This is a genomic window from Nostoc sp. CALU 1950, assembly GCF_051172895.1.
Lineage (GTDB): Bacteria > Cyanobacteriota > Cyanobacteriia > Cyanobacteriales > Nostocaceae > Nostoc > Nostoc edaphicum_A.
Genome location: NZ_JBDNJQ010000036.1, coordinates 23,056 through 37,247, shown reverse-complemented (window position 1 = coordinate 37,247; position 14,192 = coordinate 23,056). Strand labels below are relative to the sequence as shown.

The window sequence follows — 14,192 nt, the reverse complement described above, 5'->3', positions numbered from 1 at the left end:
TTACAGACAGTTACAACTGCTACAACACTTGAATTTTGGAGTTTTACTGATGACAGGTTTTAAGAATCCTGCGCCTATTGTTTCAGAAGATCCTAATGCTGTGCGTTTTGGTTTCACCCCTCAGAGTGAAAATTGGAACGGTCGTCTTGCAATGATTGGTTTTCTATCTGCGATTTTGATTGAAGCTTTTTCTGGTAAAGGTTTACTCCATTTCTGGGGCATCCTCTAAATTGATGATGGTAGGGGCGGACATCTGTGCCTACCCAATACTTTTCGGATAAACCCAACAATCTTTCTTTTGGTCTGGGGGAAAGTTAATGGGCTTGTGGGTAAAGGTAAATTCAAACCCTTTCCCTTTACCCTTTCCCCTTTCCCCGAAAAGTATTGTGTGCCTCCCTGTCAGTCCACCAAGTAACTCGTTTCTAACCTATGGCGGTTGTTGGGATTAGTGCAAAATATCAGATTTTTCCGGTTGAGCCAAAATATAAGTGAATAATTACTTTACATTGAATATGTATAGCTAAAACTCATGGAAATACCCCAACGCGTATCAGTCCGCTACAAAGACGCGTCCTTCAACACGAATGAAATCCGTTTGAGAACTTTTCGGCTTGGGTTACAAATATGGGAAGAACAAACCAAACCTCGAAAAACAGAGCTTTATCAGTTTATATCGTCTTGCTTGAAACAAGTTGACCGCCAAGATCGTTTTATGTTTTCTCTACTGTTCATAGAATTAACAGACCTCATACGCAATTCTTCGCTGGAAAGGGGAACGAAAGAGGTTCTGATTAAAACAGCCTTTAGAGAATTTGCTTGTGCGATAACAGACTTTGAAGACGTTGCCAAATAAAGTTGGTTATGGGGGTGCTGGTATTGCGTAGGCGTAGCCCAAATCAGTTATAGCCCTGAACTCAGCTAACCTAATCGAGTAGGATATCTAGTAAGTAGCTTTCCAATCGGATTAGTTTTTTTCGTCAAATGCGCGGATGGGTAGGTGTTGGGGAAGAGGTAACTACAAAAATGGCTGAATTGGCTTATCTGCAAGAACTTGAGAGCGATCGCATTTCTAAACTATCCGCGCACCTTATGGGGACTAGTTTTCAGCCATTTGCCTCTAGCCAAAACACAATTCTTCGTGTTATGATTTTCGCATCCGCGCAACCGAACCTTGAAAACCAAATAAGACAAGGCTTTCAGACGCCAGCTATTGCAATTACTTAAAATCCCTATTAGGGATTGAAACCTAGATTCAACATTTACTAACGAATCAGCACTTTCATTGCAATTACTTAAAATCCCTATTAGGGATTGAAACAGGACGGGAATTTTGGAAGTAGACCCAGGCAGCGGATTGCAATTACTTAAAATCCCTATTAGGGATTGAAACAGCGATTACGAAGATTTCCCTGACCACTTCCCCAAATTGCAATTACTTAAAATCCCTATTAGGGATTGAAACCAGATCCTCCCCGTCGTCAGAGTTCCAAGGGAAAATTGCAATTACTTAAAATCCCTATTAGGGATTGAAACAAAAAAAATACCCCAGATTAAAACCTGGGGTACAATGATTGCAATTACTTAAAATCCCTATTAGGGATTGAAACAGGTTGATGATTGATAAAAGTTGTGAGGTTGAAGAATTGCAATTACTTAAAATCCCTATTAGGGATTGAAACTTTAAGTGTGTGCTTTCAAGATTAACTCAAGTATAATTGCAATTACTTAAAATCCCTATTAGGGATTGAAACAACTTGCCTTACTTCTTCACAGTATGCATTCCAGTATTGCAATTACTTAAAATCCCTATTAGGGATTGAAACTTAACAGTTGGTCACTACCACCTAGCACTATGCGTTCTTCTGATTGCAATTACTTAAAATCCCTATTAGGGATTGAAACAACAACAAATTCCAATTTAGCCAATCCCTTCGCCAAAGATTGCAATTACTTAAAATCCCTATTAGGGATTGAAACGAGGGTTCATCCAACCGTAGGCATTCTCCAACACTTATTGCAATTACTTAAAATCCCTATTAGGGATTGAAACTGATGAATATTGGTTGCTTATGAAGTAAGTATACTTCCATTGCAATTACTTAAAATCCCTATTAGGGATTGAAACCCCTGCGTGCTTCGTTGCTGTTAACGATAATTGATATTGCAATTACTTAAAATCCCTATTAGGGATTGAAACTATTAGAAGAAACCTTTGAAGAATTGATTGAAGGATTGCAATTACTTAAAATCCCTATTAGGGATTGAAACCAGAAAGGTATGCCTGATACCTTCTTGAGCCAAGGTCAAAATTGCAATTACTTAAAATCCCTATTAGGGATTGAAACCTTGAATTGGGGGAATTTACCAGTTCTTCGGTAGGATTGCAATTACTTAAAATCCCTATTAGGGATTGAAACGAATATTTGTTCAATTGTTCGCTAGAAGTTTTTGATTGCAATTACTTAAAATCCCTATTAGGGATTGAAACAGATAAAGAGATAGATAACCAAATTAAAGCTAGAATTGCAATTACTTAAAATCCCTATTAGGGATTGAAACCCTAGTTTATCCCCACTAGCAGCCTGAGCCAAAGCAATTGCAATTACTTAAAATCCCTATTAGGGATTGAAACCGCCCAAATAGCAGCAGCAACCATCTTCCGAAATGCAAATTGCAATTACTTAAAATCCCTATTAGGGATTGAAACAGACGATAAACGCTCTATAGATGAAAAGCTTACTGATTGCAATTACTTAAAATCCCTATTAGGGATTGAAACGTCATAGAGGTGATTTAGGGGGATCTAAAAGTGTCTAAATTCAAAGCAAAATACTTTTCAGATAACCTCTCAAATCAATGCCATTTTTACACTTTAAATAAAACTTTGAAAATCTGGCAGCGGCCAGATTAAATATTTTAAAGTTCTAAATTAAAACTCCAATACTGGCTATCCATTTCATAAAAACCTGTGTATATAATGCTGTTAAGAATGCAAATATTCTTTACATTTAATCTGATTTAAAATTGTCTCTTAATACAGTTTGCTACAATTATTGTAGTTTTTATTTTTTAATTTTTGAAGAGGTCTAACATGGTTATGCGTCTTCCGATAATTGCTGCCGCCTTCATGGCTGCCACCGTTAGTATCGGTACACTTTTGGGCGTTGTCGCTCCCGCTTCCGCTCAGGAGATAATCACTTGTTCAAGCCAGAATAATAAGAGAAATACTTGTTCAATACCTACTAGGGGCAGAGTAAGACTGGTTAGGCAATTGTCTAACACCAGTTGTAGAGGAAATTGGGGCTATAGGAGAAATCGTATTTGGGTGAAAAATGGTTGCCGAGCTGAGTTCTCAGTTGGCGATCGCAGAAACGACAGATATAACAGAAACGACAGATATAACAGAAACGACAGATATAACAGAAACGACAGATAAGAAATTGGAGCTACATCTTGCTGGGAAGCGATCGCTTGTTGGGAAATCGACAGCACTTGCGATCGCCTTTGTTTTAAACCCTCCTTAGCATCTTTGAGGACAAAGGTTTCATCAACTCCAATTGCTTTTGCATTTTTTGACCACGCTTCTATATACGATGCTTGTCAATCTTGCGATTTCTGGATGCGGCAAAAGAAATCTGCGATCGCAGCTTTTACACAGGCTAAGTCCACCTGCGTGGACTAGCAGAAAATCAAGTTTTATAACCCGCATAGGCGGGTTTTGTATGTGTAGCCGCGACTTCTAGTCGTAGAGGCAAGTAATAGAGTGAAGCACCCTAATTTTTGCTTCTGCTGTATCAATATTATGTTTGATGACAATATGCTTCATAATTGAATCGCAATCTAAAACTTGCATCAATGTTTGCAAAACAAAGACTGGAATTTAACTGGTGTGCCCCGGTATCTGGTGATGGATTCTATTTGGGTTTGCCTGTTTGGGAACGTCCTCCCAGTCTTGAGTATACTGTTGAGATTTTTAAAACAGCAGAACGATTTGGGTTCCAGCAGATTCTAATTGGTATGGGCTTCAACCACCACATAATGGAAGCTTGGACTTTAGCAACAGCAGTTTTAGCGCTTACCATTAGTGCTGGGGCGATGGTAGCTGTGCGTCCAGGTTTCTATTCGGCCCCAATCTTGGCAAAGATGGCTGTTACCTTAGATCACATCAGTAAAGGTCGCCTTTCGCTTAACATTGTCACAGGTGGACGACCAACCGAACAGGCGATGTATGGTGATTATTTAGATCATGATAGCCGCTATCGTCGCACCCGTGAATTTATGCAAATTTGTCGGCAATTATGGTCAACCACTAATCCCTTTAACTATGAGGGAGAATTTTATCAACTCCATCAAACTCGGTTAGAAACTTTACCTTTGCAAACATCTGGGCCGCTATTTTATTTCGGTGGTGCGAGTGAAATGGCTCAACAAGTGGGTGCAGAATTTGCAGATGTTTATCTGATGTGGGGAGAAGCACAGCAACAACTTGCTGATAGAATCAACCAGATGCAGCAATTACTCACTAATTGCGGACGAAGAAATGAGGTGCGTTATGGATTGAGGATTAATATTATCGCTCGACCAACTGAAATTCAAGCCAGAGAAACAGCAAAGGAAATGCTAACAAAAGTTTCTCCAAAAGTATTAGCTAAAGCCCGAACCACCGAATTTCCCAATACCAAACGGGAAAGTGTCGGTCAAAGCCGACAATGGGAATTACGGGGAAATGCTGATGAAGATTGGTATGTTGAACCACTGCTTTGGGCTGGTATTTCTGTGGTGCGGAGTGGTGCGGGAATGGCAATTGTTGGTAGTTATCAACAAGTGGCAGAGCGTCTTTTACAATACATAGACTTGGGAATTACAGTTTTTATCCTGTCTGGGTATCCCCATTTAGAAGAGTGCGAAAATGTGGGGCGAAATGTTTTACCGTTAGTTAGAGAAGGCTATATTCATAGAAACTATAGGAATCCGCTTTGATTTCTGAACTAATTTGCGTAGACAGGCAATAGGCAACAAGAAAGAAGGCTTCTTATACCAATTTTTTATGAAGCTGCATAGAATTCGATCCCCCCTAGCCCACGCCAGTCGCTCCACTTGGGGAGACCCTAAGACCGCGCTGGCTCCCCTTAATAAAGGGGGAACCGGAAAAACATCTATCAAAGTCCCCCTTTTTAAGGGGGATTTAGGGGGATCAAGATATGTGCAATTTCACATTAAATTGCTATTAGTTATACTGAGTTTTTTCAGAAATCAAATATTAGTCCTGTAGTAGCAAGCTGGAAGGCAAAGGCAACTCTCAAAATCAAAGCTTCAGTATAGGAATTACCAACAAGTTGCAATCCTATAGGTAAACCTTGATTATTTCGGCCACAAGGCAGAGATATTGCAGGTAAACCTAGAAAACTGAAAGGTAACATAAATCGCCGATTTAATTGATAAATTTTAGTATCGGCGTCAATGAGAGGTGCAACCATTGGTGTTGTAGGTGTTACCAGAATATCCACTTGCTGAAACAGTTTTTGCCGTTGCAGAAAGCATCTTTCCCATTTATCCTTTGCTTTTTTGTAACTGTCACGAGAAATTTTTACTCCTTTGGATAAGTCACTTTGTACTTTAACTCCAAATATATTAGGATTTGTAGCGTATTCTGATTGCAAAACTTGATGGAATTCATAAAGAGCAATGGTGGAGTAAATCGCTTCATCAAATTCCTCTACTAAAAATGGAGAATTTACAGTGACAATTTCTGCTCCTAGTTGTTTAAAAATGGCTATGGCGTTATAAATTGCCTTGGCAACTTCTCCTTCAATTCCACGAAATGTATAGTTACTAATTATGCCCAACTTTAAATCTTTGATATTGGTTGGTAGAGGGTACAATTGTTTTAAATTTGTAGATATCGGAAAGAGTACAGCATCAAGTAAAATGGCAGTATCTTCTACACAATTTGTCAAAAACCCAACTGTATCAAAACTAAGAGTACGGGGAAAAATACCTTCATTGCTAAGTAGTCCCTGAGTTGGGCGTAGTCCCACCACTCCTGAAAAACTGGCGGGAACTCGAATTGAACCACCAGTATCAGTACCAATCCCAGCTAAACAAAGATGAGCAGCAATAGCGGCTGCGCTTCCGCTAGAAGAACCTCCCGATGAATGCTTGTGGTTCCAGACGTTGCAGGTATTTCCATAAAAAAGATTGTTTCCAGAAAGGTCAGCCGCAAACTCGCTTAAATTTGTCTTACCTAAAATTACCGCCCCTGCTGCCTTTAACTTTTGAACAATTACACTATCAGATAATGGTATGCGTGTCAGTTCGCAAAAAAGTTGTGAGCCAACTGTAGTTTTGACTTCTGCTGTATCAATATTGTCTTTTATAGCAACAGGAATTCCGTGTAGTAAACCGCATTTTTGACCGTTGCTTCGCTCAAAATCTAGTTGAGTAGCAGTTTCTAGAGCTTGTTGCTCTATAACTGTAATAAAAGCATTGAGTATAGGATTTAACTTTTGGATACCTTCGAGATAATGTTTGACTAACTTCCTGGAAGTCAGCGAACCACTTTGCATTTGCTGACTTGCTTGTGCGATCGTTTTAGGGATAGAATCTGCTTCCATATTGGAAAAGTTGGAAAAAGTATGAGAGTGATTCATACTGCAATTACAGCTATTTTCAGGAAAGAGGTTTGTGCAATACCTTAAAATTACTGATTATGCGTTGAAAATTTCCCATGCTATTTGATGCGTTTAAACACCGTAAATCTCCTAAAATCGAATTCATCAAGACTGACCCAACCTGGCGCGTAGCGTGGGGAACAGTTGATGAAAATTATGAAAATATAGCTTGGCGAGATGACAAAATTTCTGTAATTTTACCACGCACGCTTTCTGGATTTCTGACGGAAAAATTAGCAATCAGTTCTGGAGGAAGATTTGTTGTTGTTGGTGATGTTTGGTTAACTAACCAAGTGCAGTTGCTACAAAAGTTGGGAATTGAACCGGATAGCTTTCAAGGAAGTTCTCTGCAACTGGTGGCCAATCTTTGGGAACGATGGGGTAATGAAAGTCTTAGGCAACTTGTGGGGATGTTTGCCCTAGTGATTTGGGATAGAGAAAAACAGGTTTTGAGGTTGGTTCGCGATCGCATCGGTGTTCGTACCCTCTATTACACTACCACTGGTTCAGTTCGTTGGATTGCGCCTCAACTAAGAACTTTATCACCCCATCGTTCATCTGATTTAGATTTGGTGGCGTTACGAGATTATCTTTGTTGTGCATTTATTCCAGGAGAACGAACCCTTTGGGAAGAGGTGCGGGAATTGCGACCTGGAACCGTTTTAGAACTTCCCGACTACAAAGTTCAAGCTTATTGGCAGCTTCAAGAACAGATTACAGCAATAGATCAACCCTTAGTATGGCATGGCGATCGCTTGCGAGAATTGCTAAACCAAGTTGTTCAAGAATATTTACCACCAGCAAATGAACCCGTCGGCGTTTTTCTTTCTGGTGGTTTGGACTCTAGCGGTATTACTGCTTTAGTGTCAAAATTCCACAAAGCACCAGTCCACACCTTCTCGATTCATTTTGGTTCTGAATGTCCCAATGAATTAGAATTTTCCAGTCTCGTTGCATCCCATTGTCAGACGCAGCACCACATTTTGGAAATTACTTTTAAGGATATGTGGGAATGTCTACCGGAAACAATGGCCTATTTAGATGACCCCATTGGCGACCCGCTGACTGTTCCCAACCTTTTACTGGGAAGATTGGCGAGAGAAAGCGTAGAAGTAGTTTTAAATGGTGAAGGTGGCGACCCCTGTTTTGGTGGGCCAAAAAATCAGCCAATGTTAATTAATAGTTTATATGGCTCTGTCACCAATCAGGATGCATTACAAGCTTATTTAATTTCCTTTCAAAAGTGCGCTGTTGATTTACCGCAACTTTTAAAACCAGAAGTTTGGCAAGCAGTGCAAACCGCACCTTGGGTTTTTGAAAAAGATTTAAATTCCCAAGCTAGCTATCTGAATCGTTTGATGGCGATGAACATCAAATTTAAAGGCGCTGACCAAATTCTGACGAAAGTAAGTAACTTGACTCAAGCAGCCCTTTTGCAAGGTCGTTCTCCCTTGTTTGACCAACGAGTAGTAGACTTAAGCATGGAAATCCCTCCAGAGTATAAGCTTTCTGGAGTGGAAGAGAAAGCGGTTTTAAAACAAGCGATCATAGATATTTTACCAGGCACAATTATTCATCGTCCCAAAAGTGGAATGATGGTGCCAGTGCAGTTAGGATTTCGGAAATATTGGCAACAAGAAGCCAGAGATTTATTGCTCAATCGGAATGCAGCTATCACTCCTTATTTGAACCAGTTACCAATTCGCAATTGGTTAAACTATCAAGGAGATACTTGGAGTCGTTATGGTGTGAAGTTGTGGTTGCTTGCTAGTTTAGAAATTTGGTTACAAGTAAATAAAAAAGCGCTCTGATTTTACTTGACAGAGGTTTTTATCATTTCCACTTTTTACAACAAATTATTAACCAAGAAGTTCATTTTATACGATAAAGGTAATGCCGATGACCCCATTAAATACTTTGCTGCAAAAGAGAATCAAGATTTAGGAGTTGTCAAAGCCCTGCGAAAAGCAGTCTCCAAGCTGAGTTTATCCCCTTTTTCCGCACCCTCTTGACAAATGTGCAATCATTCTAATCTCTCACCGATGACTCTACTGTGCAGACACCATCTTTAATTTCTCTAGCTTAGACCTGAATCCTTACCGAAGAAAGGCAGAAGGCAGGAGGCAGAGGGCAGGAGGTAAGAAGTATCAATTAAAACTTTAGTTCTGGGTCTAAAGCCCAGTTTAAAGCGATAATTATACCGAGACTGCTTGCAGCGAGGTATAAAACGTCCTTGCTTCAATCCCACTATGAGTAAGGGTGGGTTACCTCCTGCCTCCTGCCTTCATCCTCCTGCCTCCTGAAATTTTTTATTTATTTTTCTTTGATTTTCCGTAACTATTGCCCAAATTGTTGCATATCAACCTTTTTTGGCAATTGTTTGTATTCAGCCTTTTGGATAATACACAAAAAATGATCGTTAGAATACTTTTCTGTTCAAGCAAAAACTATATATTTTGCACATCTAGCACAGTAGGAAACGCCAAGGGGGAGAGCAGGTAAAAGGTAAAAGGTACAGGGTAAAAAGTAAAAGGTAAATTTACTTCTTCATTTTTGCTTTCTTTCTATCCTTGTGACGCAAGCATTTAGCCTGCTCCCTCTTGGCGTTTTAATTTTTCTTTTCTCCGCCGTAGCAAGTTCACAACAGCTACGACGGAGTTTTGCTTTCTTTGTTTCTTAGGTCTAGACTTGGTTGTTTTAAACTTCCTTGGTATTTAAGTAAATAACCTTCATTTAATGATTTGTCAAGATATTTCTGAAAATATTTTAGATGAAGAATTCAGATCGCTATTCTTGTGCCCCAGCTTTTTGCAGACTCCGCACTACATTCTTATAACCATTAAATTCTGCAATCATTAAAGCAGTATAACCACCCCGGTTTTTCAAATTCATATCTGCCCCAGCTTGGAGTAATAACTGCACAATTTCGCCATAACCTGCTGAGGCAGCCCACATTAATGATGTTGCTCTCGCTGAGTCTTGAAAATTCACATCTGCTCCCTTTGCCAGCAGCAAATGTATAATCTCTGTGTGTTTGCGTTCGGTTGCCTTGATCAAAGCAGTTTTGCCATCGTCCCCCACAGTATTGGCATCAGCACCATACTCTAGTAACACTTTCACTGTTTGGGTGTGTCCTTGTGATGCAGCCAATGTCAAAGGTAATTCACCAAGATTTTTCCCATTAATATCTCCGCCAGAATGCAGCAATGCCTGGACAATTTGGCTATGTCCTTGCAATGCTGCTACAAGCAGTGGTGTATCACCCAGGTGGTTCCTAATTTGGACATTTGCATTCCTGTTAAGTAAGACTTGCACGACATCAATGTAGCCTTCCACAACAGCAAGATGTAGGGCAGTTTCACCATCTTGGTCTTGGAGATTAATTTCGGCACCTCGATCCAGTAAAGCTGCTGCGATCGCACTGTGTCCAGCGGCGGCGGCGGCCGATAGGGCACTTCCACCATCAGGATTTTTCACATTCACATCAGCCCCCGCTGCTAGCAGTGCTTCCACAATTTCCAGATGTCCTAAATCTGCCGCTAGCATTAAGAGTGTCTCACCCTCCTCATCTTGGGTGTTGACATCAACACCAGTTTGGAGAATTGCTTCTAAAACTTCTATTTTTCCCTGCTTAACGGCGATTTTCAATGCAGTATCATTATCTTGATCTGCGATATTTACCTTTGCACCAGCAGCCAATAAAACTCGCACTACATCTAGATAACCTTTGAGGACTGCTGCCATTAAAGCTGTGCTGCCATCTTCATTTGTCGCATTGACATCAGCACCTCTAGATAGTAAAAGCTGCACAATGTCAAGCTGTTTAGCACTAGCCGCCAACATCAAAGCTGTCAAACCATAGAGTTTTCTGGGCAAGTCGATATTTGCCCCAGCATCTAGCAGCGATCGCACAATTTCTGTGTAGCCTAAATTGGCAGCAAACATTAACGCCGTCGTACCTTGGCGATCGCACGCGTCAACCCTTGCACCAGCAGTCAGTAGCCCACGCAACCCTTTAATATCGCCGCTTTTAGCAGCTTTTAACAGCAAAGTATCGTTATTTTCAGTCATGGATGAGATCCCATACAGGGGATTTTGTTCGTCTACCCTCAAAATTTAGTCTGAGATTGTTTATCCACTTTGGCAAGAGGGTTATGCAATTAAAAATTAAAAATTAAAAATTAAAAATTAAGAAATGCAGTCCTGGCAAGCATTCTATCTATTGACTGGATGCAAATTAAGGCTAAGGGAGGCTTCACTCTTGTCTTCTCTCCTCACCTCTTAGTCTCTTTTTATTTGTGCAACTTTAAGCACAGAAAATAGAGTTATGCTAATTTTTATGAAGATTTAATAATTAGGCGAGAACACCATGAATCTGGAACTTTCTGCATCGGTAAAATATTGGCTGAACTTCTTCCATCCGGTGCTGATGTGGGCGCTATTAGTACTCTCAATTTATGCCGCCTATTTGGGGCTGCAATTACAGCGTACCAGAAATGCTCAGGGGGAAGAAAAGAAAGAACTGATTAAAGGTAGATATAACGTCAGACACTACCAAATCGGGTCTATACTCCTAGCTTTGATGGTGGCAGGTGCGATCGGCGGGATGGCTGTCACTTACATCAATAACGGTAAGTTATTTGTGCAGCCTCACCTGTTAGCAGGATTAGGTATGACAGGTTTAATTGCATTTTCTGCTGCTTTGTCTCCTTATATGCAAAAAGGAGCAAATTGGGCGCGTGCAACTCATATTTTAATAAATTTCACGCTTTTGGGACTTTTTGCTTGGCAGGCTGTGACTGGAGTGCAAATTGTCCAAAGAATTCTCACTAAAGCATAGTTCAGTAAGTCGGAATCATATCAAGCCTAGTACGTGGCGAGTGGCGATCGCCACGTTAAAACAGTAATGAACCACGGTTTATCAGGAGAGGCAGAGAGGAGTAGACAGCTTTGGTGTCAGCAAGGCTGGTAAAATTTATCCATAGCGAAGAGAAGAAAATCACCATGCCTACCGAAACTAACCCAGGGAATCAAACCACTACAGGTGCCGATGCTATTGATGAAGCGATCGCACAGGGAATTGATTTTGATGGTTCTCCCATTCCGCCTGCCAAGCTAGAACTTTATGGTAAAGTCATGGCGCTAGAAGGCAATAGACAGCGTAGTGGTGTATCTAATACTATGCGATCGCGCATTGTGCGAATTGGCGCAAAACATATTCCCCAAGCAGAACTCGACCAACTACTTGTAGATGCTGGTTTCGCACCTCTAAAAGAGAAAGAAATTGCCTTTTTCTATAGTGGCAAATAATTGTTGGTTGATGTTTTACAACAATTTTCATTTATTTGAACCAAATATGTTGTATGGGCACAGTAATGCTGTGCCCTCAATACTGTTCGGTTAAGGCAAGAGACGCAATGAATCACAGGCAAGAGACGCGATGAATCACAGGCAAGAGACGCGATGAATCACAGGCAAGAGACGCGATGAATCGCCGTCTCTACAATAATCTCAATTCTTTACCTCACAAATCCTAAATTGCCATCGGTATTTTGGCTTCCTGAGTATTTTCCTGATTGGATCGAAAAGTGTCTCTTCAGCAAGATATTGTTAACTTTTCCTTGTGTTTCAATTAGCACAGCTATATGTACTTAAGTAATAGCTGACAGAGAAGGAGAATACATGTCAGGAAGTATGCCAAATTCAGAAATGCCATACCGAGTTCTCGGCAATACGGGAGAAAAAGTTTCTGCTATTGGATTGGGTGGTTGGCACATCGGCTTGAAGCACATAGATGAACAATTGGCTATCCGCATTGTTAGAACAGCCATTGATCGTGGCATCAACTTTATGGATAACAGTTGGGATTACAACGGTGGAGTCAGTGAGATTCGCATGGGAAAAGCGCTGCGCGATCGCTACCGAGACAAAGCCTTCCTAATGACAAAAATCGACGGTCGCTCTAAGCAAGAAGCAGCAAGACAGCTAGACGAATCACTTCAACGTCTGCAAGTTGATTATATCGATCTGGTGCAGCACCATGAAATCATTCGATACGAAGATCCCCATCGAATTTTTGACAAAGAAGGGGCGAATGCTGCTTTAATTGAAGCGCGAGAAGCTGGCAAACTCCGATATATAGGCTTTACTGGGCACAAAGATCCCCATATTCATCTGCATACACTGGAAGTTGCAGCTACTTACGGCTTTAAATTTGATACAGTGCAGATGCCGCTCAATGTGATGGATGCTCACTACCGGAGCTTTGCAAAACTAGTTCTACCAGAACTGGTTAAACAAAACATTGGTGTTCTGGGGATGAAAAGCTTGGCAAACGGTATTCTTTTGAAATCAAACACTGTAACGCCAATTGAGTGTTTACACTATGCTTTGAATCTGCCCACATCGGTTGTGATTACTGGAATTGACAGTATGGAGATTCTAGAGCAAGCCTTTGCAGCAGTGCGGACGTTCCAGCCAATGAACGACGAGCAAGTGCGATCGCTCTTAGCAAAAACAGCAGAAGCAGCATTAAGTGGCGAGTTTGAACCTTTCAAAACCTCATCAATTTTCGACAGCACTGCCCAAAATCCAGATTGGCTAGGAGAGGAGCCACAGCGCATCCAGCAATTGATGCCAGCATGATGCTTCAGCAGGCAGCCGAAAAGTCGCTGCTACATAGGCAAAATACACCTGCATGGGTTTGAAATTCTTGATTTTGCATTAGTCCATGCTGGTGGACTTTGCTTTTGTAGTAGCGAATTCCATCCGCCAATACTTGTCAAAAATCTTCCAAGCTTAAAATTCAATCTATCAAAATAGTGAATTCATATAATAACTAATGACGCCAGAACCTCTATCTAGGGATCGATATGGCTAATAAGCTAAATGAAGTAAAAATAGTATACTAAATCACATGAGATTGTATTGTATGAAATCAAATTATGTTGCAAAACAGCTTTCCACCGTAAAACGCTGGATGGCCACAACACTGTTTTGTATGTTAGCGATCGCTTTCGTTTGGCAAGGTGCATTTTTCTCGAACACTTCAGCAATGGCTGATCCCGCTGCAACCTTGATTGCATCGTCAGACGCAGGCGATCGCGCTCAAGAAAAAGCCAGTAAAGATGCTGGACGAACCAAAAATTTCATCGAAGATACGGCAGATAAAGTTAAGCAAGCTGCTAAGAGCAACGCCAATAAAGTTGACCAAGCAACAGACAATGGTAGTTTTGCTGAACGCAAAGCCAAGAAAGATGCGGCTACAATTCAGAAAAGAGCAGACGAAGATGCCGCTCGGACTAAAAAAGCAGTAGACGACACCAAGAATGTTGTTGAACGTACTGTTGACAGCATCAAGGATGCTTTTGGTCAATAGATAATAGATATAGCAATCCTATTGGATTTGTGAAAATCGAAAACCTCAGATTTCCGATTTCTTAAAGAAGTCGGAAATTTTGTTATTTAGGAAAGTCTAAGGTTACGTAAATAACACCAATAGAGGGGATTGTGATTAAAACC

The 14,192-nt window shown here is 40.7% G+C and carries 11 protein-coding genes and 1 CRISPR repeat array; of the genes, 9 read left to right on the top strand and 2 right to left on the bottom strand.

Annotation, left to right across the window (positions count from 1 at the left end; genetic code table 11):
• Window positions 1–49 precede the first annotated feature (49 nt).
• The 4 genes from ABF638_RS12655 to ABF638_RS12640 all read left to right on the top strand — a co-directional run bounded on the left by ABF638_RS12655 (window position 50) and on the right by ABF638_RS12640 (window position 4,980).
• Complete coding sequence (locus ABF638_RS12655; protein ID WP_435023046.1) at window positions 50–229, top strand: high light inducible protein; 180 nt, start codon at window positions 50–52, stop codon at window positions 227–229.
• 300 nt (window positions 230–529) lie between these two features.
• Window positions 530–853, top strand: a complete 324-nt coding sequence (locus tag ABF638_RS12650) for a hypothetical protein (protein WP_069073361.1) — start codon at window positions 530–532, stop codon at window positions 851–853.
• A gap of 356 nt (window positions 854–1,209) precedes the next feature.
• Window positions 1,210–2,779: a CRISPR direct-repeat array (repeat unit 37 nt; unit sequence ATTGCAATTACTTAAAATCCCTATTAGGGATTGAAAC).
• A 312-nt stretch (window positions 2,780–3,091) separates the two neighbouring features.
• Window positions 3,092–3,436: a DUF3011 domain-containing protein gene (locus ABF638_RS12645; protein WP_435023045.1), complete on the top strand. Its 345-nt coding sequence runs from the start codon at window positions 3,092–3,094 to the stop codon at window positions 3,434–3,436.
• Between the two features lie 419 nt (window positions 3,437–3,855).
• Entirely contained in the window at window positions 3,856–4,980 is a 1,125-nt protein-coding gene (locus ABF638_RS12640) for an LLM class flavin-dependent oxidoreductase (RefSeq protein ID WP_435023044.1), read from the top strand.
• Window positions 4,981–5,246: 266 nt separating this feature from the next.
• Here the strand turns inward: ABF638_RS12640 and ABF638_RS12635 are convergent, their stop codons facing one another.
• Window positions 5,247–6,614, bottom strand: coding sequence for an amidase (locus ABF638_RS12635; RefSeq protein WP_435023043.1), 1,368 nt, complete (start codon window positions 6,612–6,614; stop codon window positions 5,247–5,249).
• Window positions 6,615–6,727: 113 nt separating this feature from the next.
• Between ABF638_RS12635 and ABF638_RS12630 the strand changes: the two genes are divergently transcribed.
• A complete protein-coding gene (locus tag ABF638_RS12630; protein WP_435023042.1) occupies window positions 6,728–8,482 on the top strand; it encodes an asparagine synthetase B family protein in 1,755 nt (584 codons plus the stop codon).
• Between the two features lie 976 nt (window positions 8,483–9,458).
• Here the strand turns inward: ABF638_RS12630 and ABF638_RS12625 are convergent.
• On the bottom strand, window positions 9,459–10,742 hold the full coding sequence (locus ABF638_RS12625; RefSeq protein ID WP_435023041.1) for an ankyrin repeat domain-containing protein: 1,284 nt from the start codon (window positions 10,740–10,742) through the stop codon (window positions 9,459–9,461).
• 298 nt (window positions 10,743–11,040) lie between these two features.
• Here ABF638_RS12625 and ABF638_RS12620 point away from each other — a divergent pair, with 298 nt between their 5' ends.
• From ABF638_RS12620 to ABF638_RS12605, 4 genes are all read left to right on the top strand, one after another.
• Window positions 11,041–11,511 (top strand): DUF4079 domain-containing protein, encoded by a 471-nt coding sequence (locus ABF638_RS12620; RefSeq protein ID WP_084227405.1) that lies wholly within the window; start codon window positions 11,041–11,043, stop codon window positions 11,509–11,511.
• A gap of 164 nt (window positions 11,512–11,675) precedes the next feature.
• Window positions 11,676–11,981 (top strand): small RNA NsiR4-regulated ssr1528 family protein, encoded by a 306-nt coding sequence (locus tag ABF638_RS12615; protein ID WP_100898458.1) that lies wholly within the window; start codon window positions 11,676–11,678, stop codon window positions 11,979–11,981.
• Window positions 11,982–12,353: 372 nt separating this feature from the next.
• Window positions 12,354–13,316, top strand: a complete 963-nt coding sequence (locus tag ABF638_RS12610; protein WP_435023040.1) for an aldo/keto reductase — start codon at window positions 12,354–12,356, stop codon at window positions 13,314–13,316.
• Between the two features lie 286 nt (window positions 13,317–13,602).
• Window positions 13,603–14,049 carry a hypothetical protein gene (locus tag ABF638_RS12605; RefSeq protein ID WP_435023039.1) on the top strand — a complete coding sequence of 149 codons (447 nt, stop codon included), beginning with the start codon at window positions 13,603–13,605 and terminating at the stop codon, window positions 14,047–14,049.
• The last annotated feature ends 143 nt before the right edge of the window (window positions 14,050–14,192 follow it).

Bases quoted from the DNA above. Each gene is read 5' to 3' on its own strand.
- ABF638_RS12655 (WP_435023046.1), top strand. From the start codon at position 50: ATGACAGGTTTTAAGAATCCTGCGCCTATTGTTTCAGAAGATCCTAAT.
- ABF638_RS12650 (WP_069073361.1), top strand. From the start codon at position 530: ATGGAAATACCCCAACGCGTATCAGTCCGCTACAAAGACGCGTCCTTC.
- ABF638_RS12645 (WP_435023045.1), top strand. From the start codon at position 3,092: ATGGTTATGCGTCTTCCGATAATTGCTGCCGCCTTCATGGCTGCCACC.
- ABF638_RS12640 (WP_435023044.1), top strand. From the start codon at position 3,856: ATGTTTGCAAAACAAAGACTGGAATTTAACTGGTGTGCCCCGGTATCT.
- ABF638_RS12635 (WP_435023043.1), bottom strand. From the start codon at position 6,614: ATGGAAGCAGATTCTATCCCTAAAACGATCGCACAAGCAAGTCAGCAA.
- ABF638_RS12630 (WP_435023042.1), top strand. From the start codon at position 6,728: ATGCTATTTGATGCGTTTAAACACCGTAAATCTCCTAAAATCGAATTC.
- ABF638_RS12625 (WP_435023041.1), bottom strand. From the start codon at position 10,742: ATGACTGAAAATAACGATACTTTGCTGTTAAAAGCTGCTAAAAGCGGC.
- ABF638_RS12620 (WP_084227405.1), top strand. From the start codon at position 11,041: ATGAATCTGGAACTTTCTGCATCGGTAAAATATTGGCTGAACTTCTTC.
- ABF638_RS12615 (WP_100898458.1), top strand. From the start codon at position 11,676: ATGCCTACCGAAACTAACCCAGGGAATCAAACCACTACAGGTGCCGAT.
- ABF638_RS12610 (WP_435023040.1), top strand. From the start codon at position 12,354: ATGTCAGGAAGTATGCCAAATTCAGAAATGCCATACCGAGTTCTCGGC.
- ABF638_RS12605 (WP_435023039.1), top strand. From the start codon at position 13,603: ATGAAATCAAATTATGTTGCAAAACAGCTTTCCACCGTAAAACGCTGG.